Origin of the sequence: Wolbachia endosymbiont (group A) of Opomyza germinationis, from assembly GCF_964264765.1 — a bacterium.
In the GTDB taxonomy this organism is placed as follows: domain Bacteria; phylum Pseudomonadota; class Alphaproteobacteria; order Rickettsiales; family Anaplasmataceae; genus Wolbachia; species Wolbachia pipientis.
Window position 1 is genome coordinate 248,446 of sequence record NZ_OZ183482.1, and the last position, 26,029, is coordinate 274,474.

Annotated in this window: 26 protein-coding genes; 23 read left to right on the forward strand and 3 right to left on the reverse strand. The window is 34.8% G+C overall.

The window, feature by feature from the left end; genetic code table 11:
- Positions 1-310 precede the first annotated feature (310 nt).
- Together ACFEL3_RS01230 and ACFEL3_RS01235 are read right to left on the reverse strand one after the other, a co-directional pair.
- The gene (locus ACFEL3_RS01230) at positions 311-1,417 is read right to left on the reverse strand and encodes a hypothetical protein (protein WP_264377050.1); all 1,107 of its coding nucleotides are present in this window, start codon (positions 1,415-1,417) and stop codon (positions 311-313) included.
- Positions 1,383-2,615 carry a hypothetical protein gene (locus tag ACFEL3_RS01235; protein WP_264377051.1) on the reverse strand — a complete coding sequence of 411 codons (1,233 nt, stop codon included), beginning with the start codon at positions 2,613-2,615 and terminating at the stop codon, positions 1,383-1,385. The genes ACFEL3_RS01230 and ACFEL3_RS01235 overlap by 35 nt, the downstream gene beginning before the upstream one ends.
- Positions 2,616-2,840: 225 nt before the next feature.
- On the opposite strand from ACFEL3_RS01235, the gene ACFEL3_RS01240 reads away from it, so the two are divergent.
- The 23 genes from ACFEL3_RS01240 to ACFEL3_RS01350 all read left to right on the forward strand — a co-directional run bounded on the left by ACFEL3_RS01240 (position 2,841) and on the right by ACFEL3_RS01350 (position 21,635).
- Positions 2,841-3,308, forward strand: a complete 468-nt coding sequence (locus ACFEL3_RS01240; protein ID WP_264377052.1) for a crossover junction endodeoxyribonuclease RuvC — start codon at positions 2,841-2,843, stop codon at positions 3,306-3,308.
- Positions 3,309-3,416: 108 nt separating this feature from the next.
- A complete protein-coding gene (locus tag ACFEL3_RS01245) occupies positions 3,417-4,628 on the forward strand; it encodes a DNA modification methylase (RefSeq protein ID WP_264683188.1) in 1,212 nt (403 codons plus the stop codon).
- A 16-nt stretch (positions 4,629-4,644) separates the two neighbouring features.
- A complete protein-coding gene (locus tag ACFEL3_RS01250; protein WP_264683187.1) occupies positions 4,645-5,130 on the forward strand; it encodes a hypothetical protein in 486 nt (161 codons plus the stop codon).
- A gap of 1 nt (position 5,131) precedes the next feature.
- Positions 5,132-6,616: an ankyrin repeat domain-containing protein gene (locus tag ACFEL3_RS01255; protein ID WP_264376273.1), complete on the forward strand. Its 1,485-nt coding sequence runs from the start codon at positions 5,132-5,134 to the stop codon at positions 6,614-6,616.
- The gene (locus tag ACFEL3_RS01260) at positions 6,613-8,448 is read left to right on the forward strand and encodes a phage terminase large subunit family protein (protein ID WP_264683186.1); all 1,836 of its coding nucleotides are present in this window, start codon (positions 6,613-6,615) and stop codon (positions 8,446-8,448) included. The genes ACFEL3_RS01255 and ACFEL3_RS01260 overlap by 4 nt, the downstream gene beginning before the upstream one ends.
- A complete protein-coding gene (locus tag ACFEL3_RS01265) occupies positions 8,438-8,662 on the forward strand; it encodes a gpW family head-tail joining protein (RefSeq protein ID WP_047759508.1) in 225 nt (74 codons plus the stop codon). Before ACFEL3_RS01260 ends, ACFEL3_RS01265 begins: the two co-directional genes overlap by 11 nt.
- Positions 8,663-10,069, forward strand: a complete 1,407-nt coding sequence (locus ACFEL3_RS01270; protein WP_264683185.1) for a phage portal protein — start codon at positions 8,663-8,665, stop codon at positions 10,067-10,069.
- Between the two features lie 23 nt (positions 10,070-10,092).
- Positions 10,093-11,133 (forward strand): S49 family peptidase, encoded by a 1,041-nt coding sequence (locus ACFEL3_RS01275; protein ID WP_265039621.1) that lies wholly within the window; start codon positions 10,093-10,095, stop codon positions 11,131-11,133.
- Positions 11,134-11,209: 76 nt separating this feature from the next.
- Complete coding sequence (locus ACFEL3_RS01280; RefSeq protein ID WP_208571546.1) at positions 11,210-11,581, forward strand: head decoration protein; 372 nt, start codon at positions 11,210-11,212, stop codon at positions 11,579-11,581.
- Positions 11,582-11,617: 36 nt separating this feature from the next.
- Positions 11,618-12,622 carry a major capsid protein gene (locus tag ACFEL3_RS01285; RefSeq protein WP_265039622.1) on the forward strand — a complete coding sequence of 335 codons (1,005 nt, stop codon included), beginning with the start codon at positions 11,618-11,620 and terminating at the stop codon, positions 12,620-12,622.
- Positions 12,622-12,933, forward strand: coding sequence for a hypothetical protein (locus ACFEL3_RS01290; protein ID WP_236514668.1), 312 nt, complete (start codon positions 12,622-12,624; stop codon positions 12,931-12,933). Before ACFEL3_RS01285 ends, ACFEL3_RS01290 begins: the two co-directional genes overlap by 1 nt.
- A 19-nt stretch (positions 12,934-12,952) precedes the next feature.
- A complete protein-coding gene (locus ACFEL3_RS01295) occupies positions 12,953-13,447 on the forward strand; it encodes a phage tail protein (protein WP_375316780.1) in 495 nt (164 codons plus the stop codon).
- The gene (locus tag ACFEL3_RS01300; RefSeq protein WP_236514664.1) at positions 13,444-13,917 is read left to right on the forward strand and encodes a hypothetical protein; all 474 of its coding nucleotides are present in this window, start codon (positions 13,444-13,446) and stop codon (positions 13,915-13,917) included. The genes ACFEL3_RS01295 and ACFEL3_RS01300 overlap by 4 nt, the downstream gene beginning before the upstream one ends.
- Entirely contained in the window at positions 13,904-14,368 is a 465-nt protein-coding gene (locus ACFEL3_RS01305) for a phage baseplate assembly protein V (protein WP_208571542.1), read from the forward strand. Before ACFEL3_RS01300 ends, ACFEL3_RS01305 begins: the two co-directional genes overlap by 14 nt.
- Positions 14,369-14,623 (forward strand): PAAR domain-containing protein, encoded by a 255-nt coding sequence (locus ACFEL3_RS01310; RefSeq protein WP_236514662.1) that lies wholly within the window; start codon positions 14,369-14,371, stop codon positions 14,621-14,623.
- 2 nt (positions 14,624-14,625) lie between these two features.
- Positions 14,626-14,961: a GPW/gp25 family protein gene (locus tag ACFEL3_RS01315; RefSeq protein ID WP_236514659.1), complete on the forward strand. Its 336-nt coding sequence runs from the start codon at positions 14,626-14,628 to the stop codon at positions 14,959-14,961.
- A gap of 2 nt (positions 14,962-14,963) precedes the next feature.
- On the forward strand, positions 14,964-15,764 hold the full coding sequence (locus ACFEL3_RS01320; RefSeq protein ID WP_236514657.1) for a baseplate J/gp47 family protein: 801 nt from the start codon (positions 14,964-14,966) through the stop codon (positions 15,762-15,764).
- Between the two features lie 263 nt (positions 15,765-16,027).
- Positions 16,028-17,194, forward strand: coding sequence for a phage tail protein (locus ACFEL3_RS01325; protein WP_236514655.1), 1,167 nt, complete (start codon positions 16,028-16,030; stop codon positions 17,192-17,194).
- A gap of 168 nt (positions 17,195-17,362) precedes the next feature.
- Positions 17,363-18,073: an ankyrin repeat domain-containing protein gene (locus ACFEL3_RS01330; RefSeq protein ID WP_236514653.1), complete on the forward strand. Its 711-nt coding sequence runs from the start codon at positions 17,363-17,365 to the stop codon at positions 18,071-18,073.
- A gap of 33 nt (positions 18,074-18,106) precedes the next feature.
- The gene (locus ACFEL3_RS01335) at positions 18,107-18,559 is read left to right on the forward strand and encodes an ankyrin repeat domain-containing protein (RefSeq protein ID WP_236514651.1); all 453 of its coding nucleotides are present in this window, start codon (positions 18,107-18,109) and stop codon (positions 18,557-18,559) included.
- Between the two features lie 5 nt (positions 18,560-18,564).
- Positions 18,565-19,005, forward strand: coding sequence for a DUF2924 domain-containing protein (locus ACFEL3_RS01340; protein WP_236514648.1), 441 nt, complete (start codon positions 18,565-18,567; stop codon positions 19,003-19,005).
- Positions 18,998-20,485 carry a recombinase family protein gene (locus ACFEL3_RS01345; protein WP_236514647.1) on the forward strand — a complete coding sequence of 496 codons (1,488 nt, stop codon included), beginning with the start codon at positions 18,998-19,000 and terminating at the stop codon, positions 20,483-20,485. The genes ACFEL3_RS01340 and ACFEL3_RS01345 overlap by 8 nt, the downstream gene beginning before the upstream one ends.
- A 67-nt stretch (positions 20,486-20,552) precedes the next feature.
- A complete protein-coding gene (locus ACFEL3_RS01350) occupies positions 20,553-21,635 on the forward strand; it encodes a hypothetical protein (protein WP_236514646.1) in 1,083 nt (360 codons plus the stop codon).
- A gap of 113 nt (positions 21,636-21,748) precedes the next feature.
- On the opposite strand, the gene ACFEL3_RS01355 is transcribed toward ACFEL3_RS01350, so the two are convergent.
- A complete protein-coding gene (locus ACFEL3_RS01355) occupies positions 21,749-25,675 on the reverse strand; it encodes an ankyrin repeat domain-containing protein (RefSeq protein ID WP_236514645.1) in 3,927 nt (1,308 codons plus the stop codon).
- Positions 25,676-26,029 lie beyond the last annotated feature (354 nt).

Sequence of the window (26,029 nt, forward strand, 5' to 3'; positions counted from 1 at the left end):
AAGACATAATGCTCTTTTTAATTTCTTAGCTGTCTTAAAATTATTTTAACTTTTTTTGAGAAAATCCCGGAAAAAGTAGTAAGAAATCCGGTATATATTAGTATAGGGTCATTGAGTGTAGATGTGCTTCAAACACAAAAGTCGGCAAACGAACAGAGTAGAAAAGATTGAAGAAAGCAAAAGAAATTTAGGCTTTTGGTAAGTTACATAATTGAGAATTTATATTTTTTTAAATAAGACAAAAACTGTATTTTAAAGCTAGATGTGACTTTAGGGTAAAATATACTACTTTTACTTCTCGTCAACACAGTTAACGAACTACCACAGTAAAAGGGTTAATACGGTAACCATAATCTCTACGCGATGATCCAGGCCAACCAACTGTTTGAATCACATCATTACGTTCGATGTTTAGTCCTAACTTTTTAGCTAAGGTGGTTTTTATTGTTCTTTGAATTGTGTTTATTGGTTTTCTAATGTAATGTTCTGGATCTGCTTCTGGATCGAGATTTAGGCGTTTTTCTATTTCAGTTATGCTAAGCAACATGTGTTTTTCAGGAGGTAATTCTTTTTTACAATCATGCAAAAACTGTTCAAATAATATGCGAAAAACCTTCATACATGCTACAGCTTTCTTATTTAGAATCTCTATATTGTTTACGTAAAGTGAGCCCTCTATCAATTGCAACTTTAGTAATTCCTTCTCTTTAGGAGGTTCAATTAGATTAAGTGCAGTATGTAAGATTTGCATTGAAGTATTTGGTATAAACTCTAGTACTCCTCTTTGTGCTGCTTCTTGGAATACTTCAATTAAAGTCTTATGCTGAAAGAAAAGGTCAACCATTTTTACTGTGGGCAAATCAAGAGGTATGTTTGATGGATTTTTTCTCAGTATTATTAATACAGTTGGATTAGCTTTAAGCTTATCTATCGTTAAGAATGTTGGATTGGTGCAAAAATCAAGTATGATTAAACTTACAATCTTACCTTGTCCACCAACATGATAAACTCCACTTTCCACTTTTTGCCACATAAAATTTGTATCACTTAGCTGACCTTCAAACCAATTCATAAATTTCTCTGGGTTTAAATATGCAGATAAGCGGTGAAATCTTTGCTTCTTGTAGGTATTAGGTAAAATATCACGGTTGCAATTTTCACAAATTATATTATCGCATGCTTCGTTAAAGTCCTCATCAATGAAAATCTCATTGTTACAGTATGGATCAACTATATTTGGCCAATCTAATTTATCTTGTCTACGAGAGCAGATAATGTAAGACCTCTCTTGCATCTGAATTAATTCAAGATCTGACAAATACCTTGCTGCTTTGATATAATTTTGATTTGGATTAACCCAAGAGCTGCCAGAATTAAGAAGATCAGAGATTTGCTCTTGGCAAGATTGTAAGACCATAAAATTGTTTTATGTATGCTTTAAAATCCTCTCTTTCCCTTTTATTCAGAGGATGTTCAGAGTAGTAAATTGCTATATACTCATCACTTCGCTTGAAAAATAAGCCTATCTTTTTGCCTTGAAATATTACTTTAATCGACTCTATAAATGGCACTATGTTTCCTACAAATGGCTTTAAAACATGCAATTCCGGTGCAATAGGATCATATGGAGCAACAGTCAAAGTGATATTAGTATAGCTGTAATTGAAACGATTTGACTGAAACTTTAACTCAAAAACACGAATATTTGAATCAGATTCATTAATACAAGTTTCTATAAATTTATGTACCTGTTCCGCGAAGTTTTTATCCTGCACATCTACAAAAATACATTCGCAGCCAAAGTAACAACTTGCAATGCTATTTGCTATTTCTATAGCTTGATCAATATTTCTAGCACCAAGATCTACCTGAGTGCCATTTAGTAGAAAATCCAAAATCATCCACTCTGCCTTATGGCCATGAATAACTTTGTTTGAATTTAACAACAAATCTATATCGCTAGCTTTGCGTATTAACACATATAAACGATTCTGATGATAGAAGAAACCTTGTAATTGATTCTCGAAACTGTCATTTTTCTTAATGTTATCTTCTTTCAGTATTTGTTGTATGATTTCCTCTGAGATAAAGTCTTTAAATGGAGTACTTGGTCGTCTTGGTATTTTTTGTAAGGCAAAAGACATGAAACTCTTTCTTTGTATTTTTTCAAAGTGATAGACAGACTTTAAAAGATTGTAATCTGCATGAAACAGTAGAAACAGCAAAGACTTCTTATCATATTTATTATTATTTTTTACAAGGTAGGATTTCATGAGTTCCGTAGTTAATGCAGATCTTGCAATTTCACTGACAGTAACCTCTAGTTTTGCACGGTCAAAACAGGTAATCAAGTAGTAAGTAACGAGAGAATCGGAATAATTAGCAATCACTTTACGTTTGTATTGTACAGATGTATTATCGTAACTTTCATCATCAAAGAGTTGAGCATTTAATTTATCTTTAAAGGAGTTTTGAAAAATAATATTTAATTGCTTACCAGAAAGTGAATCTATCCAAGACTGACGTATTTTTGTATTGTGAAAACGATCAAGCAAATGGTTAACAGGGACTTCTAAATCATCTTCCCAAAATTTACGATTTGGATAAATGTTCATAAGAAACTAACCACACCATAATAACATAATAGACTATTTAAATAGTTAAGATAGAAATTTGAAAGTCTTGACCAATAATTATGCAATGGCTGTTTACTGATTTTTAACCAAGTTTTTTCTAAAAAGTTTGCTTAAGAAGAAGATTTTTTGGACAAAAATTTTTCAAATCCTGAATATATATTATATGGGTATTTTACACTCTAGCGAAACAAACTCTGAATATAAATGTCCGTTTTAACATTAGATCTCGGCAAACAAACTGGCTGGGCAATTCTAACAGATGGAGTAATTGAAAGTGGAAGCAAAAGTTTTCATGGTAGTCGTTTCAGTGGAGGTGGCATGCACTTCTTAAATTTTCGTAATTGGCTTAATTCTTTGAAATATGAGTTCACTGCAGTGTATTTTGAAGAAGTGAGAAGACATCTAGGAACTGATGCAGCGCATTGCTACGGTGGTTTTCTTGCCGTTCTATCTGCTTGGTGTGAAGAGAACAATATTCCCTACCAAGGTGTTAATGTTAAAACTATAAAACGCTTTATAGCAGGCAAAGGTAATGCAAGTAAGAGTGAAGTTATTGAAGCGATACGTGAAAAAGGTTTTTCACCTAGAGATGATAATCAAGCAGATGCTTTGGCATTAATGTTCTACGTTATGAATCTTAGTAAAGATTTTAACACATTAAAAATACCGTAAAAGTGGGTCCTTTCGGCCATACTGGCGGGTTTGGTGGTGCTGGCCCCAGGCCTTCTTTAGCGTCAGACATATTTTGAATATTAACTTTTTAATTAGTATAGCAATTATATGAATTTAGCAATCCACTACTATCCTACTCGAAACCTAGTTGAATATGAGCGTAATCCTCGTAAAAATGATGACGTAGTAAATAGAATGTGTGCTTCAATCAGGGAATTTGGCTTTCGTATTCCAATAGTTGCAAAAAGTGATGGTACTGTGGTTGATGGTCATTTAAGACTTAAAGCAGCAAGAAAACTTGGTATGGAAAGTATTCCAGTGGTTTTAAGTGATAATTTAAATGAACCACAAACTAAAGCTTTTCGGTTACTGGCAAATCAATCAGCTAATTGGGCAAAGTGGGACGATGATCTTTTGAGAGTGGAAATTCAAGAATTAGAAGATTTGCAGTTTGATCTTAAAATGACTGGATTTGAGCTAGAAAAAGTTCAAAACTTTCTTGATGATTTAGATGGTGAAGAAGAAGATCTTTCTGACTTAGTTGTTGATGACAAAAAGGTAGAAATAACAAAGCCAGGTGATCTTTGGATTTTAGGTGATCATCGAATCTATTGTGGTGATAGCTCTGTAGTTGAATCATATAAAGTGCTGTTAGATGATAAAATGGCAGACATTACTGTTTGTGATCCTCCATATAACGTTAACTATGGTAGCAGTCAAGACAAAAAGATATTAAACGATAATCAAGGTGAAAAGTACGAACTTTTTCTCTACGATATCTGTTCCAATATTTTAGCATATACGAAGGGAGCAATTTACATTTGCATATCATCATCAGAGTTTTCAACGTTGCAAAAAGCATTTGAGGAAGCAGGAGGGAAATGGTCAACATTTATCATTTGGGCAAAGAATCACTTTACGCTAGGAAGGTCCGATTATCAAAGACAATACGAAGCAATGCTCTATGGATGGAAAAGCGGCAATAAACGTGAGTGGCATGGAGGTAGAAATCAAAGTGATCTATGGTTTTATGATAAGCCAACACATAACTCACTGCATCCAACAATGAAGCCAGTAGAGCTAATGGAGAAAGCAATAGTTAATAGCAGCAGACCTGGGGATACTGTACTTGATCCATTTAGCGGTTCTGGCAGCACACTGATTGCATGTGAGAGAACAGGAAGAATTTGCAGAACAATAGAGCTGGATTCAAAATTTGTAGATGTAACCATAAAACGTTGGCAAATATATACCGGAAGAGATGCCATTTTAGCCGGTACTGGTAAAACTTTTGCAGAAATTCAAGAAGAAAATTTGTAAAAAAGAAGCAAAAAAAGTGGAAAAGATCACACAAACGGAATGGGCAAGAGAGATAGGAGTATCAAAGCAATATGTCTGTTATTTAGTAAAGAAAGGAATAGTTGAGTTGGAGGATGGTTTGATCAGTAGAGAACAAGCAAATGAAGCGGTGGCAGCAATAAGAGATCCAAGTCAGCCACTTAGGAGGAAAAATCCAGAAAACGAAAATACAAATAACCTTTCTACAATGTTGCTAAAAACGCGAATAAAAAATGAGATGGAACGTGGTAAACTGCTTGAGGCGAAAGCTAAGGCTGAGATAGGAGAACTTATAGCAGTAGAGGAAGTAAGAAATGAAGCATTTAACGTAGCAAGAGTTGTCCGTAATAATTTGCTTAATATTCCAAATAGAGTTTCAGCACTGCTTGCATCACTGAGTGACACTGAAAAGATTCATAAGACGCTCACTGAAGAGATTACAAACTCATTACAAGAATTATCTAATACTAAATTTCAAATATAAAATGGCTAATAACTTAAGTTTAGAGTTAATAAAGTGTCTCATCAATCAACCTGGATTAGATGTTAATGTTAGAGGATTAAATGGAAAGACACCACTACATTGTGCTATAGAATTTGATGAATTAAGCATGGTAGATCTGCTACTCACAAAAAAGAATATCAATCCTTTTGTTGAGGACAATGAAGGCAAAACCTCCTTAGATTATGCCAAAGAAGGTAAAAAAGCAGAAATATTACAAGCGCTAATTAATAACAAATACGGATCAGAACAAGATAACTTACTTCATTTAGCTGCAATGATAGGTGAAGTTAATGCAGTTAGATATTTGATAGGAAAAGGTGTTGACGTTAATGTACGAAATGCTTTGCATCATACGCCATTACATCTAGCAGCAGGCATAGGACATGAGAATGTTGTCAAAATTTTAGTGGAAGAAGGAAACGCTGAAATAGATGTCTTTGATGCACGAAATCAGACACCAATGCACTATGCAGTTAATAACAAAAAGTTGGAAATAGTAAAGTTACTGCTAAAGCTAGGAGCAGATGTAAATAGCGCGCGCATGGGACAAAACTCAATGAAATTGTCACCTGTTCATATAGCCGTAAGTAATACTAATTATGATGAAAGAGATTTATGTCTTGATATCCTCAGATGCTTAATAAAGGAGCCTAATGCTCAAGTAAATTTGCAAGACTACGAAAATAAAACGCCACTACATTACGCTGAAAGACTTAAAACAATAGAGGTTTTACTAACTCGAGAGGATATAGATCCTTTAATCAGGGATGATAATGGTAAGACACCATTTGATTACGCTAAACCTGAGATAAAGAAGGCTTTGATGAGTAATAAATACGGTTCTGAAAAGAATAGTCTACTCCATTTAGCTGCACAAATGGGAGAAATTGAGCTTGTAGAGTCTATCTTAAAAGAAGAAATCGATATTGATATTGTAAATAATAAAGGTCTATCACCGATTTACCTTGCTGCAGAAAAAGGACATTTACATGTAGTAAAATTACTACTGAAAAAAGGAGCAAATTATACACCTGTTTTGCACTTAGCAATCAAATCAAATAATTTGGAGTTACTTAAAGTTTTATTTACTGAAAAAAATGGGTCATTGCTCTGCAGAGATACCGTTGTTAATTTTCCAACCCTTCATAATAAATATATAGCACAGAGAGAAATAGCAGATAAAAGGATGAAAAAACATAATAATATTATCTGCATCTGTATTACAGTTAGCGCAGTAGTAATGGCAGCATATATAGGTTTAACAGCAGCAACAATAAGCAGTGCAATCATTTTTGCAACAATAACAGGGATATTTGCTCTTGTTATAGCAATAATGATAAGTGAGATGAGCAAAAGATATATAGAAAACGAATTTCAGAAAAAGATGCTTATGGAGATGGAGGAGTGTAGTTCTATTGTTAATGATGTCGAGATAGAACCAATTATGAGTAGATGCAGACAATGATATACGCTAGAGCTTTTTCTGAAGGTTTAAGACCAGATCCCCAGCTTAAAGTATCAGAGTGGGCGAATGAGTATCGAGTTTTAGCAGCAACTGCAGCATCAGAGCCAGGTAAATGGAGAACAGAAAGAACTCCTTATTTAAAAGAAATAATGGATTCACTATCACCATCTTCACCTGCAGAAAAAGTAGTATTCATGAAAGGAGCGCAGATTGGAGGAACAGAAGCTGGTAACAATTGGATAGGCTACATCATAGATCAGACTCCTGGTCCAATGTTGGTAGTACAGCCTACAGTTGAAATGGGAAAGCGTTGGTCAAAAGGAAGATTTGCGCCACTGATTGAAAGTACACCATGTTTAAAAAGTAAAGTAAAAGACCCAAGATCAAGAGATTCAGGCAATACTGTACAAAGTAAGGAATTTCCAGGTGGAATAGTAGTAATAACCGGAGCAAATAGCAGTGTAGGTCTCAGGTCCATGCCAGTAAAATATCTCTTTCTTGATGAGATAGATGCCTATCCAGGAGATTCGGGAGGTGAAGGAGATCCAGTTTTACTCAGCATAGCCCGTACTAATACATTTGCACGGCGAAAGATTTTTTTAGTATCAACACCAACGATTCATGGAATAAGCAGAATTGAGAAAGAATTTGAAGCAACAGATAAGAGATATTTTTTTGTTCCCTGTCCGTATTGTAATTACTATCAAGTTCTAAAATGGTCACAAATAAAATGGGAAGATAAAAATCCAAGTACAGCACACTATATATGTATAGAATGTGGTGAAAAGATAGAAAATCATCAAAAGACAGAGATGCTTGAACGTGGAGAATGGAGAGCTACAAATCCAATGAAAGGTGAGAAAAAAGGATTTCATCTTTCAAGTCTTTATAGTCCAGTAGGCTGGTATAGCTGGACTCAAGCAGTGGAGGATTTTCTCCATGCAAAAGAAAGTGAACAATTACTAAAAGTATGGATAAATACAACGCTTGGAGAAACCTGGGTAGATAAGGGAGAAGTACCAGACTGGAAGCAATTATTCAACAGAAGAGAATTTTTTCCCGTAGGCACAGTACCAAAAGGTGAAGTGGTTTTGACAGCAGGAGTAGATGTCCAAAAAGATCGTCTAGAGGTGGAAGTTGTAGCATGGGGAAAAAGTCGTGAAAGTTGGTCAATAGACTACCAGGTATTTGAAGGTGATACTGGAGGAGGAGAAGTATGGGGAAAACTTTCGGAGCTCCTCAATCATCATTTTATCGGTGAAAATGGTCTTGAATACATGATAAGTATGATGGCGGTTGATGCAGGGTATGCAACGCAGGAAGTATACAACTGGGTAAGAGGTCATCAGGGCTCTGGAAGAGTAATGGCAGTCAAAGGTGTAAATAAAGCTCTAGTGCCACTGAGCAGCCCAAGTAGAGTAGATATAACAGTTGGTGGTCAAAAGCTAAAAAGAGGAATAAAGCTCTGGCCAGTAGGAGTATCGATATTAAAGTCAGAGCTTTTTCAATTACTTAATATTTTAAAAGATGGTGAAGAAACACCGCCAGGATATTGTCATTTTCCGGAGTATGCACCTGAATATTTTAAGCAGCTAACGGCAGAGCAATTAGTCAGCAAAGTGGTAAAAGGATACACCAAACAAGAATGGCAAAAGGTAAGAGAAAGAAATGAAGTACTGGATTGCCGAATTTATGCGAGAGCAGCATCTATTGCGCTTGGAATGGATCGTTGGCCAGAGAGTAAATGGAATAGTTTGAGTGGAAAAATGGAAAGCAAAAAGCCTAAAAAAGTAAGACAGAGTAAGTGGCTTGGTAATCAAAATGTACAGTGAAGGATATTTAACTCAAGTTGAGAAAGCAATTCAAAAACTGCAAAGCGGAGAAAGAGTTGTCTCAATTGCATATGGTGACCATGTTGTGCGGTACGGGGAAGTTCAAATAAAGGATTTATTGGAGCTCAGGCAACGAATAAAAGCGGGGTTAAAAGTTGCAGGCATGAGGCCAAAGAGGAAAATTGTTTTTTCAACGAGTAAAGGAATTTTATAAATGCTGCTAAAAACCTTCAAGCAATTATTTAACAAACAAAAGATAAAAAGCTCAGCGTGGGATGCAGCAGGCTCAGGAAGAAGATTTTTTCACTTTCAACCAGAGTTAGGAAGTATAAACAATTTGCTGTCTCAAAACCTTGAAACTTTACGTAGTAGATCACGTGATATGGTGAGAAAAAACCCATATGCAGCAAATATCATTGATACAATAGTAAGTAACTCGATTGGAACAGGAATAAAACCACAATCAAAAGCAAGGGATGGAGAATTTCGAAAGAAGGTGCAAGAATTATGGCTAAAATGGACAGATGAAGCAGACAGTAGCGGAGTAAGTGATTTTTATGGATTACAAGCTCTAGTATGCAGAAGTATGATAGAGGGAGGAGAATGTTTTGTACGTTTAAGAACGAGAAAGCTGGAAGATAGATTTTCTGTACCATTACAACTGCAAGTACTTGAGTCTGAACATTTAGATAATAAAACAAATCAAACTTTAGGAAATGGTAATGTAATAAGAAACGGGATTGAGTTTAACAGGCTTGGGCAAAGAGAAGCATACTACCTATTTAAAGAACACCCTGGTGAAAGTATGTTTGGAGAATCAGTGAGAGTGCCAGCAAATGATGTTTTACATATTTACAGACCACTAAGACCTGGGCAAGTTAGAGGGGAGCCTTGGCTTTCTAATATACTGCTGAAGCTTTATGAGCTTGATCAATATGATGATGCAGAGCTGGTGAGAAAGAAAACTGCAGCAATGTTTGCTGGATTTATTACGAGACTCGATCCAGAAGCAAATATTTTAGGAGAAGGTGAAAGTAATGAGCAAGGAGTAGCATTATCTGGCCTAGAACCTGGAACAATGCAACTTTTAGACCCAGGAGAAGATATAAAATTTTCAGAGCCGTCTGATGTTGGAGGAAGTTATGAAGCATTCATGAGACAGCAACTGAGGGCAATAGCGATTGGTACAGGGATAACATATGAGCAGCTAACAGGAGATTTAACAGGCGTTAATTATTCATCAATCAGAGCTGGATTAATAGAGTTTCGTCGTAGATGTGCTATGCTGCAACACAACATTATGGTATTTCAATTTTGCAGACCAGTATGGAATAGATGGCTAGAATTAGCGTTAGTATCTGGAAAACTTTCTATAGCTAAAGATTTAACAAGTGAGTCATTGAAAGAAGTAAAATGGATACCACAAGGGTTTGATTGGGTTGATCCTTTAAAAGACCAGCAAGCACAGCAAATGGCAGTAAGGAATGGATTTAAGAGTCGATCGGAAGTAGTATCAGAAATGGGTTATGATGTAGAAGAAATTGACCAAGAAATAGCAGAAGATCAAAAGCGAGCTAATTCTTTTGGACTTTGTTTCGATTGTGACGTTAATGTGCCATAAAATACAATAAGGGGAGGAAGGTGATGTGGATAAATAAACCAATAATGGTAGAGAGAAGAAGTTTTGAACTACTATCATTATATAACAGCAAACAACCTATCTTTAAGAATTTAAAGCATTTTCATATAAATCCAAAAGGAATAGCAATAATACGTATTTATGGAGTTTTGACAAAAAAAACAGAAGCTTTTGATCATATTTTAGACATGACTTCGTATGAAAATATTCATGAAGAGATAGAGAGTGCTTTAGAAGATAAAAGCATAGAGACGATTCTACTTGACATAGACAGTCCAGGAGGGGAAGTAAACGGTGTCTTTGACCTAGCTGATTTTATTTATGAATCAAGAGCAAAAAAGAGAATTATTGCAATAGCAAATGATGATGCATATTCTGCTGCGTACGCTATAGCCTCTAGCGCTGAAAAGATTTTTCTCACCCGCACTTCAGGAATTGGGAGTATAGGAGTAATAGCAAGTCATATAGATCAAAGTGGATTTGACGAAAAACAGGGAATAAAATATACCACAATATTTGCTGGTAGTCGGAAGAATGATTTAAATCCGCATGAGCCAATGACGTCTGAAAGTTTAGAAAGCTTACAAAAAGAAGTAGGAAGACTATATGAAATGTTTTTGCAGCTAATAGCAAGAAACAGAGGTCTTTCAATTGAAAAGATTCGATCAACAGAAGCAGGTCTATATTTTGGCGAGAAAGCAGTAGAAATAGGTCTTGCAGATGGAGTTACAACATTTTTTGAATTTATCAATAATCATAAAAGTAGGAGTGTTAGTATGACAACTAATGAGTTAACTGATGAAGGCTACGAAAACTGTCGTAGAGAAATTTTAGAGATAATAAGATTATGTAATATATCAAAGATGCCAGAAAAGATAGGAGAATTTATTGAGCAAGGCGTAAGTGTTGAGCAAGCCAGGGAAGTTTTAATGGAATTACTTGCAGAGAGAACGAAGAAGACAGAGATAATGAGTGCAATACCACAGAATTCAGGAGAGGAGTTGATGATGCAAGTAGCTAAAGCTAGAGCACAATCAAGTATTTAAGTTTTTTTATAACCGTCGGGTACAACAACTACAAACATGGCGGTAAACTAAAGGGAAAAAAAGGAGAAAAGAAAATATGACATGTATAACTGAACAAAATAATCTAGGTGACTTATTAAAGTATGAGGCATCAAGTCTATATTCAAGAGATCAAATAACAGTAGCTAAAGGTCAAAATCTTAAGCTTGGTGCAGTAGTTGCCAAAAAGACGGAAGATGGTTTTATTAGAGTCCTTAATCCCACTGGAACAGACGGCACACAAACAGCAATAGGTGCAATAGTAAGTGATGTAAATGCGACAGAAAATGCCAAAGCAGTAATTATTACTCGTGGTGCAATACTAGCAGATCATGCAGTTGTGTGGCCAGCAAATATCACTGAAGAACAGAAAGCTGAAGCAATAAAGCAACTTGAAGGACGAGGGATCATTATCCGCAAGGGAGCTTAAAAAAACTATTAAAAACACAAAAGGGGAAAATAAAAAATGCAAAATCCATTTACAAATACAGCATTTAGCATGACGGCACTAACAAATGCGATGAATATATTGCCGATAAATTATGGACGAGTTGAAAATTTAAGTTTGTTTCCAAGTAGGTCAGTAAGATTTAGACATATTACCATAGAAGAGCAAAATGGAGTATTAAGTTTACTACCAACTCAGTTACCCGGAGCGCCAGCAACAGTAGGAAAAAGAGGAAAAAGAAAAGTAAGAACATTTACGATTCCACATATTCCACACGATGATGTAGTATTACCAGAGGAAGTACAAGGAATAAGAGCATTTGGATCAGAGAGTGAACTTAAAGCGCTGGCAGATGTAATAACTGATCATTTGCAGCTAATGAGAAACAAACATGCAATAACATTAGAGCATTTGCGAATGGGAGCGCTAAAAGGAATAATTTTAGATGCTGATGGGTCAGAATTATTAAATCTGTACAACGAATTTGAAATCACACCAAAAGTAGTAAATTTTGCACTAGGAACTGCAACAACTGATGTAAAGCGTAAGTGTATGGAAGTACTCCGGCATATAGAAGATAATCTAAGTGGTGAATATATGACCGGAATTCATGCCTTGGTAAGCCCTGAGTTTTTTGATGCACTAACTTCACATACTAAAGTGAAAGAAGCATACGAGAGATGGCAAGAAGGAGCAGCGCTTCGAAATGATATGAGGTCAGGATTTACGTTTTGTGGTATAACATTTGAGGAATATAGAGGGCAAGCAACTGACCCTGAAGGAACCGTGAGAAGATTTATTGAGAAAGATACAGGGCACTGTTTTCCAGTAGGAACAGCAAGCACATTTACGACATATTTTGCACCAGCAGATTTTAATGAAACGGTAAACACACTAGGACAACCACTTTATGCAAAACAAGAGCCAAGAAGATTTGATAGAGGAACTGATTTACATACGCAGTCAAATCCTCTGCCAATGTGCCATCGTCCGGCAGTTTTGGTAAAAATTAGTTCTAGTTGATGAATATAGGAAAATTATTGGAAGATTGTTTTGAGCATCTAGGAGTGGAAGCCATATATTGTAATAAAAATAAGGAGGGCATTCGTAGAATAAAAGTGCTAATTAAACGTCCTGAGACTACGTACTCTCTAGGTTCAGATGGAGCATTAACTCAGCAAATTGCTTCTATAGAAATACGTGATCAGGACGTTACTTCCTTTAGCATAGGTGATTATATCAAGATTGAAAAAAGGTTCTACAAGATTTTTGAACCACCATTGAAAGATTCTTCAGGTAAAATATGGAAAATTGAGGCAATAGAAAGTGTTTAATATTAAAACTAGTAACAATATTAATGAAATAATCTCCAATATTGACGGAAAAGAGCAGAAAGTAAAACTGGCAGCTATAAAAGCACTAAATAGAACAGCACTATGGTTAAAAGCAAAAGCAGCTAAGGAAATCAGTGAGGAAAAGAAGGTAAAATTAAGTTTGATAAGAAAGAGATTAAGAATTTTTAAGGCGAAAACTAGCAGATTAGAAGTGTTAATTAGAGCAAATCTCTATGACATTAGAGCATCGGCAATTGGCAAAATACAAAAAACAAGAAGAGGATCGAAAGTAGGAAAGCATGAGTTTATAGGAGGATTTGCAGCAGTTATGCCAAAAGGAAATAGCGGTATTTTTAAACGTGAAGGAAGAGCATCATTGCCAATAAAGGAAGTAAAACTACCGCTGGAACCAGAGGCTTCAAGGATAATAGGAAATCTTGTTAATTATGAGGTTGAGAAAGTATTTACAAAATTTTTTGAACGTGAATTAAGTTATATTACAGAAAGTGTATGAATTTTAAAGATTTGCATAACGCAATCTGCACTACGCTGAAGAGAGAAATACCAGCAATACAGACATGTGAAATTTATCCATCGATAAGAAAAAAATTATTAGCGCCAGCGTTATTTGTAGAGCTTGTGAGTTTAGAATCGGGAAAAGATCCTGGAACAGAGGAATTAGCGCTGAAAGCAAGATTTGAAGCACGAATTGTGATTGATAGCACAATAGAAAATGCAGCTATTATTGTCAGAACATTAGCTGCTGAGGTTGCGAAAGTAGTAAATAAAAATACTTGGAACGTGGAAAATATTTTTCCTGCTGAATTTCTCTCTGCAGAGCCTGATGGATTTAGACCCGAATTAGATGCATATTTGGTGTGGATGGTTGATTGGAGTCATCAGCTTCATTTAGGTAAATCGATATGGACAGAAAATAAGATTAAGCCACATACGATTATAATAGAAGAAAATGTTAGAGAGTAATTTTGCTATTTCAGAGCTGCAAAGAAAGTTAGCAAACATTGTACGAATAGGAGTTGTAAAAGAAGTAGATTATGAGAAAGCAAAAGTAAGAGTGAAGATAGGAGAACTTTTAACAGATTTTCTTCCATGGATAACTTCTAGAGCAGGAGAGGAAAGAAGCTGGCTACCACCAAGCATAAATGAACAGGTAGTAATATTGTCACCATTGGGAGAGTTATCATTAGGAGTAGTACTAGCTGGAATATATCAACAGAAGTATGCTGCACCAGAGAATAAAAAAGAAATAAATAGTGTGAAGTTTCAGGATGGAACAAGATTGTTATATGATAAAGAGAAGCATCATTTAGAGATTGAAGTAGTAGACAAAATAACACTGAAAGCTGGGGAATCGAGCATAGAGATGACGAAGAGCGAAATAAAACTGAAAGCAGATAGAATAAACCTTAATTAAATGAATAAATCGGTTGTACGAGTAGGAGATTATTGTGTAGAAGTAACACCGCATTTCTGCATTATCGGAAGTAATAATGTTTTTGTAAACGGTAAGTCAATATGTAGACAAGGAGACAGTTTTAGTGAAGGAAAAGTAATGATTCAAGGATCAAAAATAGTGTTTGCAAATGGCTATAGTATAGGAAGAGTAGGAGATATAGTTTCATGTGGTTTTAAAGTAATAAAAGGCAGTGAAAGCGTTTTTGCAAAATAGAAATGAAGGGTATGGATGCTAAAACAGGAAAAGCTTTAGAAGGAATAGAGCACTTAAAGCAATCTGTCGTAGATATTTTAACTACCCCTATTAATAGCAGAGTAATGAGGAGAGATTATGGGTCAAGATTATTTGAATTGGTGGATAAGCCAATAAATAGAGATTTAACACTTGAGATATATGCAGCAACAGGAGAAGCTTTGGAAAAATGGGACAAGAGGTTTAAGTTAGAAAAAGTAAAAGTTGAAGGAGTAAAAGAAGGAAAAGTGACGCTTGATCTAGAAGGATTGTATCTGCCAATGGGAAGAAAGATTCGCTTCGATGGGGTTGTAGTATAAAGATGCAGCAGCCAAATATTATTGAATCACTGAGCTTTGAGGAAATCTTTTCGAGAATGAAGGAAGAGTTAGTAAAGCGAGATGCAAGTTTTACAGGATTGGTGGAAAGTGATCCAGCAATGAAGGTATTAGAAGTAGCAGCATGGCGAGAACTTTTGCTTAGAGAAAGAATAAATGAAGCAGTAAAGAGTAACTTACTTAAATTTGCGACAGGAGAAGATCTTGATAATTTGGCTGAGTTTTATGGAGTAGAGAGAGAAAAAGAAGAAGAGGATGAAAGATTTAGAAAGAGGGTAAAAGCAAAAATAGCAGGTTGGTCAACAGGAGGAAGCAAAGAATATTATCGTTATAATGCACTTTCGGCAGATAGAAGAGTAAAGGATGCGCTAGTAGAATCACCTATACCAGGGAAAGTACAGATCTCGATTTTATCAACACAATTATCCACAACTGGCATAGTGTCAGAAGAACTACTAGAAATTGTAAAAAAGCAGGTTACTAGAGATGATATAAGGGTTTTAACAGATACAGTAACAGTAATTGGTTGCAATATTACGGAAATAGATATTCACAGCAGAATCAGCACGAATTACATAACATCAGAGGAAGAAATCAAGAAGCAATTTATTAAGAAGTTTGAAGCAAGCAAAAGGTTGGGATGGAACGTAACAAGATCATGGATAATAGCAAATTTGTTTGTAGAGGGTGTAGAAAACGTAGAATTAATCGAGCCAAGAGAGGATGTTGTGGTTCTGGGGAATGAGTGTGCAGTGCTTGGCTACGTCAAGTTAGATAGGATTTAAAACGTATTTTTTTTGTTTTGTGCCAGTGAGGGGATTGCGTGCAATAAGTGGTTTAAGGTTTACTGGATCCAATGTTAGGGAGACGAAAGTATTGATTTTCTTCCAGAAGTTGTAACTTATTTTTTAAAGTATGGATAATATGGTCAAATATTATGGAGAGTGTTTTCGATATTAAGAACATCTTTATTTTTCTGCAATGATCTCTTGCTTACTCATAAGCTACCTAAATAAAGGAAGTTAAAGCAACTTGAAAGAAAAGACAAATGAAAAGTTTATTACCGCCAAACGCAACAAAGCAAGAGCAAGCACTGGTTGATGCAATAGATTATAAGGTTGATCCAAGCTGTATCAGAGGGTTTAAGTTCAACCTGAAAGAAGAAACATTACCATGGATAATAGAAGAATATGGTTTAGAAGAGATATTGCGCTGGGTAAAAAATAAAAGAAGGGCGATAGTAGAAGGAGTAAAATTTCAAAGACTGAGAGGAACACCTGCATCACTTAAAATAGCACTAAAATGGGCAAATATAGAAGATATTACAATTATCGAAGAACCACCAGGTAAACATTTTTTTGAGCTGCAGATAGGGATAAGGAATGTTCCAAATAACTTTTTTGTAGATGCAGTTGTGGAACTTGCGAAACTATCGTTACCCGTAAGATCGCGGCTAATGAGGATTTTTAACGATTATTACAACGTTGATAGGTTTATTTTAGATGAAAGTTTATTTGGAAGTTTGTTATCAGACTACTCTGGTATAAAAGTTGAAAAAAATGGGCCAGTGTTATCGTTTGGAAGAGTAAATTTTTTCAGGTCTAGTGGTCCAGTTATTAGGATTATAGAAAATTATCTACGCGATCATTATGAACGAGCTTTAAGCAATGATATATATCGCCTAGATGTAGCAATCCTTGGAGAAACAGAGCCTCACACAAGGGATTATAAAGGCATCTATGAAAGAGATCTTTTGTGGTACAACTTAAAAGCACTATATCCATTACCACAGAGTTTATTACCATCGATTAAATTTGCAAAAGCGCAGATAGTATTATCAGACAGTTGGGATTTAGGAGACATAAATACGTGCTTTTCAGTTAGTAGTGTAGAAGAAAGAGGAAATAAATTTGTATTGGGAAGTGATAAACTTTCAGGGCAACATTGGAATTTAAAACACAAGCCAATTTTAGAAAGATTCAGCATTATCCATCTTTACAAAGTAGAAAATTATGCAGATCAGAAGGTCACAAAATATGTTTTAGCAGAACACAACGTTTACTATAAAAATGACTCAGATTCAGAGCAAAAAGACTCAATACACGAATTAGAAAATTACATTTTAGTATTTTATCCAGGAGTACTGAAGTGGCACGAACATCGACATTTGTACAGAAGTTGGAAAAATAGTCAAGTAATATCTATAATAAGTTAAGTACTTATATTTAGATCCTTATATATTATATTAATAATAGGTTAAAGTGTATGAAATAAAAAGAAAAGGACTTGCTTTCTTATGCTAAAAAGGACATGACTTGAATAGCAGCAGGTAAATATAAGAAATTTGTCTGGCGCTAGAAAAGCTAATTTTGTGAGGTATGAAATGAGTTTTAGCAAGAGTAAGTTTTTTAAAGAAGTATCAAGTAACGGGTTTAAAAACATTAATAAAAGAAATGAAGAAGGAGAGACGATATTACATCAAGCAGTAGAAATCTCCAATTACAAAACAATAAGGTTATTAATAAAAAAAGGGGCAGAGGTTAATGCAAGAGATAAAAATGGTTATACACCTCTGCACTGCGCAGTATTCGCAAAAAGTTTAGAAAATGTAAAAGTACTGCTAAGGGAAGGAGCGGAAGTAAATGCTACTCAATATGTCAGTGGATGTACTCCACTCCACTCTGCGTGCAAAATAGGAGGAGCAGGAGTTGAAATAATAAAAGAGCTAGTAAAAGCAGGAGCTGAGGTTAATCAACTGAATAAATATGGTGCAACACCAATGTATTACATTTGGGAAAGTGAAAAGTATTCTCTGTGTGATAGTAAAGAAAGTGAAAAGGCAAGTAAATTTCTGAGAGAAAAGGGTGGAATAACAAAAAGTAGAGAACTGACGTGCTATGGAATAGAGGGGCTAGTGGGAGAAATAGCAGACATGTTGAATGGGAGCTATATGCCGGAGCTAAAAATAATAGAGATAAAAGAAATCAGAAAGAAAGACAAATCGCTAATAAAGAAAGAATGTCAAAATTTAGCAAGCAAGATAATGAGCCAAGTAAATGAAATGATAGATGAGGTGGTGAAAAGGAGGGCTTAGGAATTTAAATTCAAAAAAAAGGTGAGGTAGGTTATGAGTAAAAAAGGAAAAGAGGAGTCACTATTAGAGTACTCATACAAAAATATTTACGCAAGAGACGAAAAGGGAAGAACAGCTCTACATTATGCAGTAGACGCAAAAACAGTGAAGTTATTAATTGAAAAAGGAGCGAATGTGAATGCAGCAGATGTAGAAGGATATACAGCACTGCACCTAGCGGTAACGGAAAAACGCCTAGAAACCGTGAGAGAATTAATAAAATCAGGAGGGAATGTAAATGCTGAGGAATATGGAAGTAAATGCACTCCATTGCACCTTGCATGTATGGTGGAAAAAAAAGAAATAGTGGAGGAGCTAGTAGAAGCAGGAGCAGAAATAGAGCAAGCAGATAAATTTGGAATGACAGCGATGGATTATAGCAAAGAGATCACTGAAATATTGAGGAAAGAAATAGACAGAATTGAAAAGTTATTTATGAGAGGATAGAAAATATGGAGGAAGAAACAGAAAAGAAAGTAATGAATTTAGAGAGAAAACCTTTGGGTGAGCTGAGAAAAACGTGGAAGAAGGTATTTGGGGAAGAGGCACCTAAACATTCAAAGAAATATCTGATACCAAGATTAGCTTATAGAATGCAGGAAAAAGTGTATGGAGAAATGTCAAGAAAAGGGTCAAAAAGACTAGATTATTTAGCAGATCGGCTGGAGAAGGGAAAAAGAATAAGTAGTGACAAACTGCCAGTAGAAGGAACAGAGCTAATATTAGAGAGAGGGGAAGAGACGCATGCAGTAATGGTAACAGATAAGGGTTTAATCTACAGAGAAGAATTTTTCACGTCATTGTCAGCAGTAGCCGGAAAAATAATGGGAATGAGTTACAATGGGCCGCTCCTATTTGGTTTGCGTGATCAAAAGGGAAAGGAAAATGTGTAAAGGGATAAGATGTGGAATATATACGAGAAAGTCAAATGAAGACGGTCTAGAACAAAAGTTTAACAGTTTAGATGCGCAGCGAGTAGCATGTGAAAAATATATAAAGAGCAAAGAAGGCTGGGTAGTATCGGCCAAAAGGTACGACGATGGAGGCTTCTCAGGGAAAAATTTAGAAAGACCAGCGATAAAGGAATTGTTTGAAGATGTAAAAAAAGGAGAAGTAGATTGTGTAGTGGTGTATACTCTGGATAGGCTATCAAGGGAAACAAAAGACAGCATTGAAGTAACATCATTTTTTAGAAGACATCGAGTAAATTTTATAGCAGTAACGCAGATATTTGACAATAATACGCCAATGGGAAAATTTGTACAAACAGTGTTATCAGGAGCAGCACAACTAGAAAGAGAAATGATAGTGGAGAGAGTAAAAAATAAAATAGCAACATCAAAAGAACAAGGTTTATGGATGGGTGGAACTTTACCGCTAGGGTATGATATAAAAGATAAAGAATTAATAATAAATGAGAAAGAAGCGAAAATAGTAGGGCACATATTTGAAAGATATTTGGAGCTGAAGTCAATGGCAGAATTGGCAAGGGAGTTAAATAGAGAAGGTTACAGAACAAAATCAGATATCTTTAAAAAAGCAACAGTGAGAAGGATAGTGACAAACCCAATATATATGGGAAAGATAAGACATTATGAGAAAAAGTATGAAGGAAAGCATGAAGCAATAATAGAGGAAGAAAAATGGCAAAAAGCGCAAGAGTTAATAAAGAATCAGCCATATAGAAAAGCAAAATATGAGGAAGCGCTGCTTAAGGGAATAATTAAGTGTAAGAGCTGTGAAGTAAACATGATACTGACCTATGCAAAAAAGGAGAATAAGAGATATAGATATTACGTATGCAATAATCATTTAAGGGGAAAAGGTTGTGAATCAGAAAAAAGAAATGTAATAGCCGGAGAAGTCGAAAAAGAAGTAATGAGGAAAACAGAGCAGCTATATGAAAATTGGAAAGACAAGACCGAAGAAAAATGGGAAAATTTAAATTTTGGAAAGCAGAAAGAAATAGTGAAAAAGTTAATAAAGGGAGTAATGGTGAAAGAGGATGGAATGGAGGTGCATTCTGAATCAGAGAAAAAATTTATACCAATAAAAAAGAAAGGAAACAAATGCACAGTAGTAGAACCTGAAGGAAAAACAAATAATGCACTACTGAAAGCAGTGGTGAGAGCCCATTCCTGGAAACGTCAACTAGAAGAGGGAAAATATAGAAGTGTGAAAGAGCTGAGTGCCAAAATTAATATAGGTACAAGACGAATACAGCAAATTTTAAGGCTGAATTATTTAGCGCCGAAGATTAAGGAAGACATAGTAAATGGGAGGCAGCCAAGGGGTTTGAAGTTAGCTGACTTGAGGGAAATACCGATGTTATGGAGTAACCAACTGGAGAAATTTTATGGATTAGCAACCTAATTGAACAATTAATAAGTTGTTAATATAACTAATTTATAAAATTAAATATTGTAGAGCAAGGAAAGTAATGCCAAAGTTTAAAAAGATTAAGAACGCAAAAAATATAATCTATGAGCTGGCAGGTGATCAGGATAATTTTACCAATGAAGATAAAAAAAAGCTTTTCAAGTTGTTAAAGAAGATAGAAAACGGTGAAAATATTAGTGGAAAATTTAATAAATCTAATTACAACACGCAGAAACTTCTTACAAAAAAAATAATTTACAAGGATGAGAAAAAGGAAGGGACTCTGACGCTACTGTGCCACTCTGTGTTCTATAAAAATAATCAAGCTTTTGAGGAGCTTTTACAAGAAGCAATAAATCAAGGAACCTTAAAGGATGTTCTTAGTGAGGAATTGATCCAAAAATTGCCAAATGGTCTAACAATAACTTACACGGCACTGGTATCCTGCATATTAGAGGAAGATAGTAAAGCTATTAGAGCAGTTTTAGAAGCTTCTAAAAAGAATGGTTTTTTAAAAGAAATTCTCAACCAGAAAGTGAAAGTAGAGAAAGCAGAAGGTCAAGAGATAAGCTATACTACACTACTTGACTATGCTAATAAACACAATTGCAAAGAAAGTGCAAAGATTCTCAAGGGATTTGAAGAAATTCTGAATATAGAAGTTAAAAATGATATACCTGTAAGTGATAATGCTGAAACTAGATGTGAAGATATCAATAAAGACCATGAAATACATGAATCTAGAATTGTAAACAGTGAAGAAGCTCGAAATATTTTAATAGAAAGTGAAAATCCTCAACTCATGTGTGAAAGCAACAAAGAAGCTAAGAACTCTTTAGATGAGCAAGGGCTAAACGCTTCTGACAGCCCATCTTCCGCTGAACCATGTTTTGATGCTACAAACGAAAAAGACAAACCATTAACGCAGCAAAGGCAAGCAATTCTAGCTAGTGTTGTTAGTACAGCGTTACTGGTAAGCAGCATTGCACTGTATATCATGAAAATGCCTGTAGTAGCAGTGGTTGTGGGAATAGTTGGATTAGCATGTATAGGTCTTGTGCTATATAAGCCAAATACTAAGCTCGAGAAAATTAGAGATATAAAACAGTCTATTATTGCTTCTCCTGCTTTAAACTCAGTATAAAAGAATATGTCCAATAATTTTTTTTAATAAGATAATTTATTTAGAATACTATCTAAATTATTAACACAACATTTATCTTGTACCCCTGCTGTTTCTCATTACCTTGAGCTATTTTAAACCTTCACAGCAGGATCAACACCATTTTTAACTTCAACATTACTAAGTGCTGTATTTGCCTTATGTGAACAGTAACACCCTACTGCGAGAAAAGTTAATGCAGCTACAGCAAGTGTAATACAGATTGCTAAATGAAACATTGTTAAACTTGCACCAACAGCAAATGCTCCAGATAATACAAAAGAAATAGAAGCATAGGTTATTTGCTTTCTATCCTGGGCGCTTGCTGCTGAGAGTTTTTTGTTTCCATTGTCTGGACTTGGACCTTTTAGGCTTTGCCGTATTTCATTTAAATTCTCTTCAAATTGAACTTTTGCTTCATCAAGTTCTCTAGTTTTTGCAGCTAAATCTTGCCTTATACTATCTTGCTCACGTTCTAACTGTGCAACCTTCTGATTTGTGCTACTCAGCTCTCGATTTCTGTTGCCAAGTTGTGCTTTTAGACTTTCAATTTGACCCTTCAACTGCTTACCTTGACTTTCAAGTGCTTCTAGCTGCTGGCTTTTATTTTCACTTTCATCTTTAAGCTTCTCCAGCTCCTTATTTTGATCCCCCAGTGCTACATTTTGTGTGCTCAGCTCTTTATTTTTGCTTTCAGCTTTTTCTAGCTTTTGAAGTACAGTATTTAACTGCCCCTTTAGTTGTTTTTTTTTCTCAGTGAGTTGAACTACTTCATTAGTTTTTCTAGCCAAATCTTGCTTTGCATCACCGAGGTTGTTTTGCAAGTCTACAAGCTGAGCCTTTGCCTCTTTAAGTTCTTTAGTACGGTTATCTACTTGATCATTGAGTTGACTAGCCTTCTGTTGCTCTTGCATTAACTCTTTATTCGCTTGTCTCAACAAAACTTCCATGCCCTCAAGCTTCTTTTGCAATTGCGAAACCTTTTCATTTACAATATTTAGCTCTTCCACCTTTCCTGCAAGTTGAGTTTTTGTTTCCTCAAGTTCTTCAGTAAGTGTAGTCACTTTACTAATTTTTTCATTTAAGCTTTGCTTTGCACTCTCCAGCTCTTGTTCTAATTGAACTTGTACATCCTTTAGCTGCTTATTTTCCTTTGTAAGTTCCGCATGCTCTTGTTTTAATCGAGTTTGTGTATTACTCAGTATATTTCTTTCGTTATTAAGTTGAGCTGTTTTACCAGTCAGATTATTAATATTTTGTTCTAGCTCGATTTTTGTTCTCTCAAGTTTAGCTACTTCACTAGTTCTGCTATCCAAGTTTTGTTTTGCGTCATCCAACTCTTTCGTCTGCTTTTTGAGCTGATCTTCTAATTTCCATACATTTCTGTTCAGTACTCTCTCCTTCTCTGCAAATTGGCAATCAAGTACATTTTTTTCTTTATTCAAATCATCTATCTGACTAGTTAGGTCACTATTCTTTCTTTCTAGTCCAGCATTTGTCTCCTTAAGCTCCTTTATAGTATTATCAAGCTTAGTTACTTTTCCAATTTTGCTTTCCATCTCTTCTTTTTTCTTTGCAAGTTCAGCTTCTGTTTTCTTAAGTCTCTCTTTAAGGTTAGATATCAGAAGACAAGCTATTTTTTTTGTTTGAACACTATCTGGCATTGCTAAGTGCAAATATCCAATATTAAAGTTAGCATCACAATTAAGTAAAAGCTTAATAGCTTCTAGTTTACTATTTTGAATAGCAAGGTCTAGAGGCGTACGATTATCAATACCTTTAGCATCAACATCATAGCATCTTTTTTTGAGAAGAAGATTAAGTGTTTCATTGTTATCATTTAAAACAGCGTAATGTAAAGGTGTACGCTTCTTTTCTATTTCTACTTCCTCCTTAAAGAATTTTATCACTTCTTCTCTTTTCTCTGTTTTGGATGATTTTGCTAAATTCAAAACAGTGCTATTTCTATATGTAATGTTGAAGTTAGCACCGTTCTTCACAAGAAGCTTTACTATTTCCAAATTGCCATTGCAAACCGCAAAGTATAAAGGTGTTATACCATTATTATCTTTGACGTCAACATCAGCACCTTTACTAAGGAGAAACTTTGCACCTTCTAGAAAGAGTGCTACATCATCGTTATCTTTGCTGCTATTAGGAAAAAAAGACCAAATGTACTCCATCCACCCGTTATTGGTATCTTTTTGAGCTGTCTGACGTGCATCACGAGCTATAAAGTGTAAAGCTGTCATATCACTAACGTCTTTAATGTCAACATAAACTTCACCATTCAAAAGAGCTTGTGCTACTTCTTTACTGTAGAGGGCAGCAAGATACAAAAGACTAGCACCACTAACTTTAGCCTCTAGGGATGGAGATAGCACCGTTTTGATGCACTCTTCATTTTTAACAGATAACGCCGAATTAAGTATATTACGTATCTTATCAACAACATTCTCATCTTCTAATGTTTTCAAGTATTCAGTAACGTGGTCAGTAAAGAGTTGGTTAAATTCTTTTCTTAATGCTATGGTTGGAAAGAATGCATGGCTTACAGTTCTTATACCGTTATCTTTTTCTTTTAATCTGCCGGATAAAATATCAATGTATTTTTGTTGACCTACAAGCAGTAATAGAGATTCCAGTTCCTTTTGATCAAACAATTTACTCTGATACTTTTCTGTAAGCTTATCATTAGCTGCAATTGCTAGAAGCACTAATTCTTCTACTAAAAAGCTGCAATTATTACTTTCTGTATCAAGTTTATACTTTGACAACATATTGTCATATATATACTTATGATCGTCCCTTTTTTGCAAATCCAAGTTAAGGTATCGTGAACAAAAGGCTTTAAAATTATCACTATTCAGGCCACTCATGAACACATCATCTTTATCTATGTTATTTATAACTTCGTCTAACTGCTCATAGTCATTATGCTTGACTGCTTCGTTCAAAATATTTATCACTTCATCAAGGGTTTTAATGTTCAAAACATCGAATTTTTCATGCGACCCTTCTGAAACTTTATCGTTTTCCTGCTGTGTTAAATTAAATAGCTCTATAAGCTTACTATTACCTTTATCAGTAGCAATTTTCATTGCATTAAATTCTCCAAGAAAAGGATTAGCTCCTTTATTTAAAAGCAACTTTACAATTTCAATACCTTCACTTTGTAAGATAGAATTATTTGAAAAATGCTTTAGTATTTCAGTATTTTGTTCAGGGGAAGTATATTTCAACAGAATCCTTATCGTTTCTTTTGTATATTTACAGCTATTAGCGATAACTGCTTTTTCTAACTCAGCAGTAACATTAATCTTTGCTCCATGCTGAAAAAGCAAATTTGCTAAATTATGGTCATTATCTTCCAGAGCGTAATAAATAGGTGCTTTATCTTTTGACTGACTAACTTTATTAACATCAGCTCTGTATTCTAATAGTGATTTTATAACCTCATCCCTTAATGAAAATCTTTTAGCCTTTATCATGCCTGAGCAGTTTTTGCATATATGGCTTAAAGCTTTATCTTTAAAAGAGATATTAGCATCAACTTTTTTACTGTCTCGTAATAAAAAGTCTTTATAAAAATTAAGCCAATTGCTATGTTCACAGGCATTCATAGCAAAACAAGTCAATATCACTTTTTGATTGCGAAACATACTAAAGTTCTTCACTCTCTGTATTAGGTCTTTTGCTTTTTCTAAATTTTTAGAAGAAATGGCTCCGAACAATTCATTTCCAAGACGTTCATTGGATATCCTTTCTTCATCATACTCCGCTCTTTGTTTTGAATCTTTCAAGATGCTATATGCTTCTTCAAGTTTTTGAAAATTTTTTTTTGCTGTTTCTTTGTTACTATTTTTATCTGGATGATGTTTTCTTGCCAAATTTCTATATGCATTTTTTATCTCATCCAGGCTGGCATTTACCTTTACTCCCAATATTTCATAATAGTCAATATCAAAGTTAATAACACGTTTAGGTGTGTTAATACTTGTATAATCATTAACTGGCGGCATAAATTTCCTGATAATTTTCTCTTTGTTATGTTATCATTAACCCTAACTTTTGTCAATATATATTGCTGATTTCTAAATTGGATTGGAAACGTAATTTACATCAAAATTCTCCAATGTAAAGAGTATACTAAAGCGCTATTAAACTATATTGCAAAGTCCGTTCTGATTTAACAAAACACTACACTTTTTAGTATCAACGAGAATTTAATTATTTACTTCCTCCAAAAAACATAAAAATGATCGTATATTTGTGAGAATGCGTTGCGTAAAATAGAATCGTGGAAATAGAAGCTTCAAATTGTTGCAACAAGGTTTAGACAAATTGGTTCATATGTAAATATGGCTAAAGTGAGC

Coding starts and splice junctions, on each gene's coding strand:
- ACFEL3_RS01325 (WP_236514655.1), top strand. CDS start 16,028: ATGAAAAGTTTATTACCGCCAAACGCAACAAAGCAAGAGCAAGCACTG.
- ACFEL3_RS01305 (WP_208571542.1), top strand. CDS start 13,904: ATGTTAGAGAGTAATTTTGCTATTTCAGAGCTGCAAAGAAAGTTAGCA.
- ACFEL3_RS01230 (WP_264377050.1), bottom strand. CDS start 1,417: ATGGTCTTACAATCTTGCCAAGAGCAAATCTCTGATCTTCTTAATTCT.
- ACFEL3_RS01310 (WP_236514662.1), top strand. CDS start 14,369: ATGAATAAATCGGTTGTACGAGTAGGAGATTATTGTGTAGAAGTAACA.
- ACFEL3_RS01340 (WP_236514648.1), top strand. CDS start 18,565: ATGGAGGAAGAAACAGAAAAGAAAGTAATGAATTTAGAGAGAAAACCT.
- ACFEL3_RS01345 (WP_236514647.1), top strand. CDS start 18,998: ATGTGTAAAGGGATAAGATGTGGAATATATACGAGAAAGTCAAATGAA.
- ACFEL3_RS01245 (WP_264683188.1), top strand. CDS start 3,417: ATGAATTTAGCAATCCACTACTATCCTACTCGAAACCTAGTTGAATAT.
- ACFEL3_RS01315 (WP_236514659.1), top strand. CDS start 14,626: ATGAAGGGTATGGATGCTAAAACAGGAAAAGCTTTAGAAGGAATAGAG.
- ACFEL3_RS01300 (WP_236514664.1), top strand. CDS start 13,444: ATGAATTTTAAAGATTTGCATAACGCAATCTGCACTACGCTGAAGAGA.
- ACFEL3_RS01265 (WP_047759508.1), top strand. CDS start 8,438: ATGTACAGTGAAGGATATTTAACTCAAGTTGAGAAAGCAATTCAAAAA.
- ACFEL3_RS01260 (WP_264683186.1), top strand. CDS start 6,613: ATGATATACGCTAGAGCTTTTTCTGAAGGTTTAAGACCAGATCCCCAG.
- ACFEL3_RS01355 (WP_236514645.1), bottom strand. CDS start 25,675: ATGCCGCCAGTTAATGATTATACAAGTATTAACACACCTAAACGTGTT.
- ACFEL3_RS01350 (WP_236514646.1), top strand. CDS start 20,553: ATGCCAAAGTTTAAAAAGATTAAGAACGCAAAAAATATAATCTATGAG.
- ACFEL3_RS01270 (WP_264683185.1), top strand. CDS start 8,663: ATGCTGCTAAAAACCTTCAAGCAATTATTTAACAAACAAAAGATAAAA.
- ACFEL3_RS01335 (WP_236514651.1), top strand. CDS start 18,107: ATGAGTAAAAAAGGAAAAGAGGAGTCACTATTAGAGTACTCATACAAA.
- ACFEL3_RS01280 (WP_208571546.1), top strand. CDS start 11,210: ATGACATGTATAACTGAACAAAATAATCTAGGTGACTTATTAAAGTAT.
- ACFEL3_RS01285 (WP_265039622.1), top strand. CDS start 11,618: ATGCAAAATCCATTTACAAATACAGCATTTAGCATGACGGCACTAACA.
- ACFEL3_RS01330 (WP_236514653.1), top strand. CDS start 17,363: ATGAGTTTTAGCAAGAGTAAGTTTTTTAAAGAAGTATCAAGTAACGGG.
- ACFEL3_RS01290 (WP_236514668.1), top strand. CDS start 12,622: ATGAATATAGGAAAATTATTGGAAGATTGTTTTGAGCATCTAGGAGTG.
- ACFEL3_RS01275 (WP_265039621.1), top strand. CDS start 10,093: ATGTGGATAAATAAACCAATAATGGTAGAGAGAAGAAGTTTTGAACTA.
- ACFEL3_RS01240 (WP_264377052.1), top strand. CDS start 2,841: ATGTCCGTTTTAACATTAGATCTCGGCAAACAAACTGGCTGGGCAATT.
- ACFEL3_RS01255 (WP_264376273.1), top strand. CDS start 5,132: ATGGCTAATAACTTAAGTTTAGAGTTAATAAAGTGTCTCATCAATCAA.
- ACFEL3_RS01235 (WP_264377051.1), bottom strand. CDS start 2,615: ATGAACATTTATCCAAATCGTAAATTTTGGGAAGATGATTTAGAAGTC.
- ACFEL3_RS01320 (WP_236514657.1), top strand. CDS start 14,964: ATGCAGCAGCCAAATATTATTGAATCACTGAGCTTTGAGGAAATCTTT.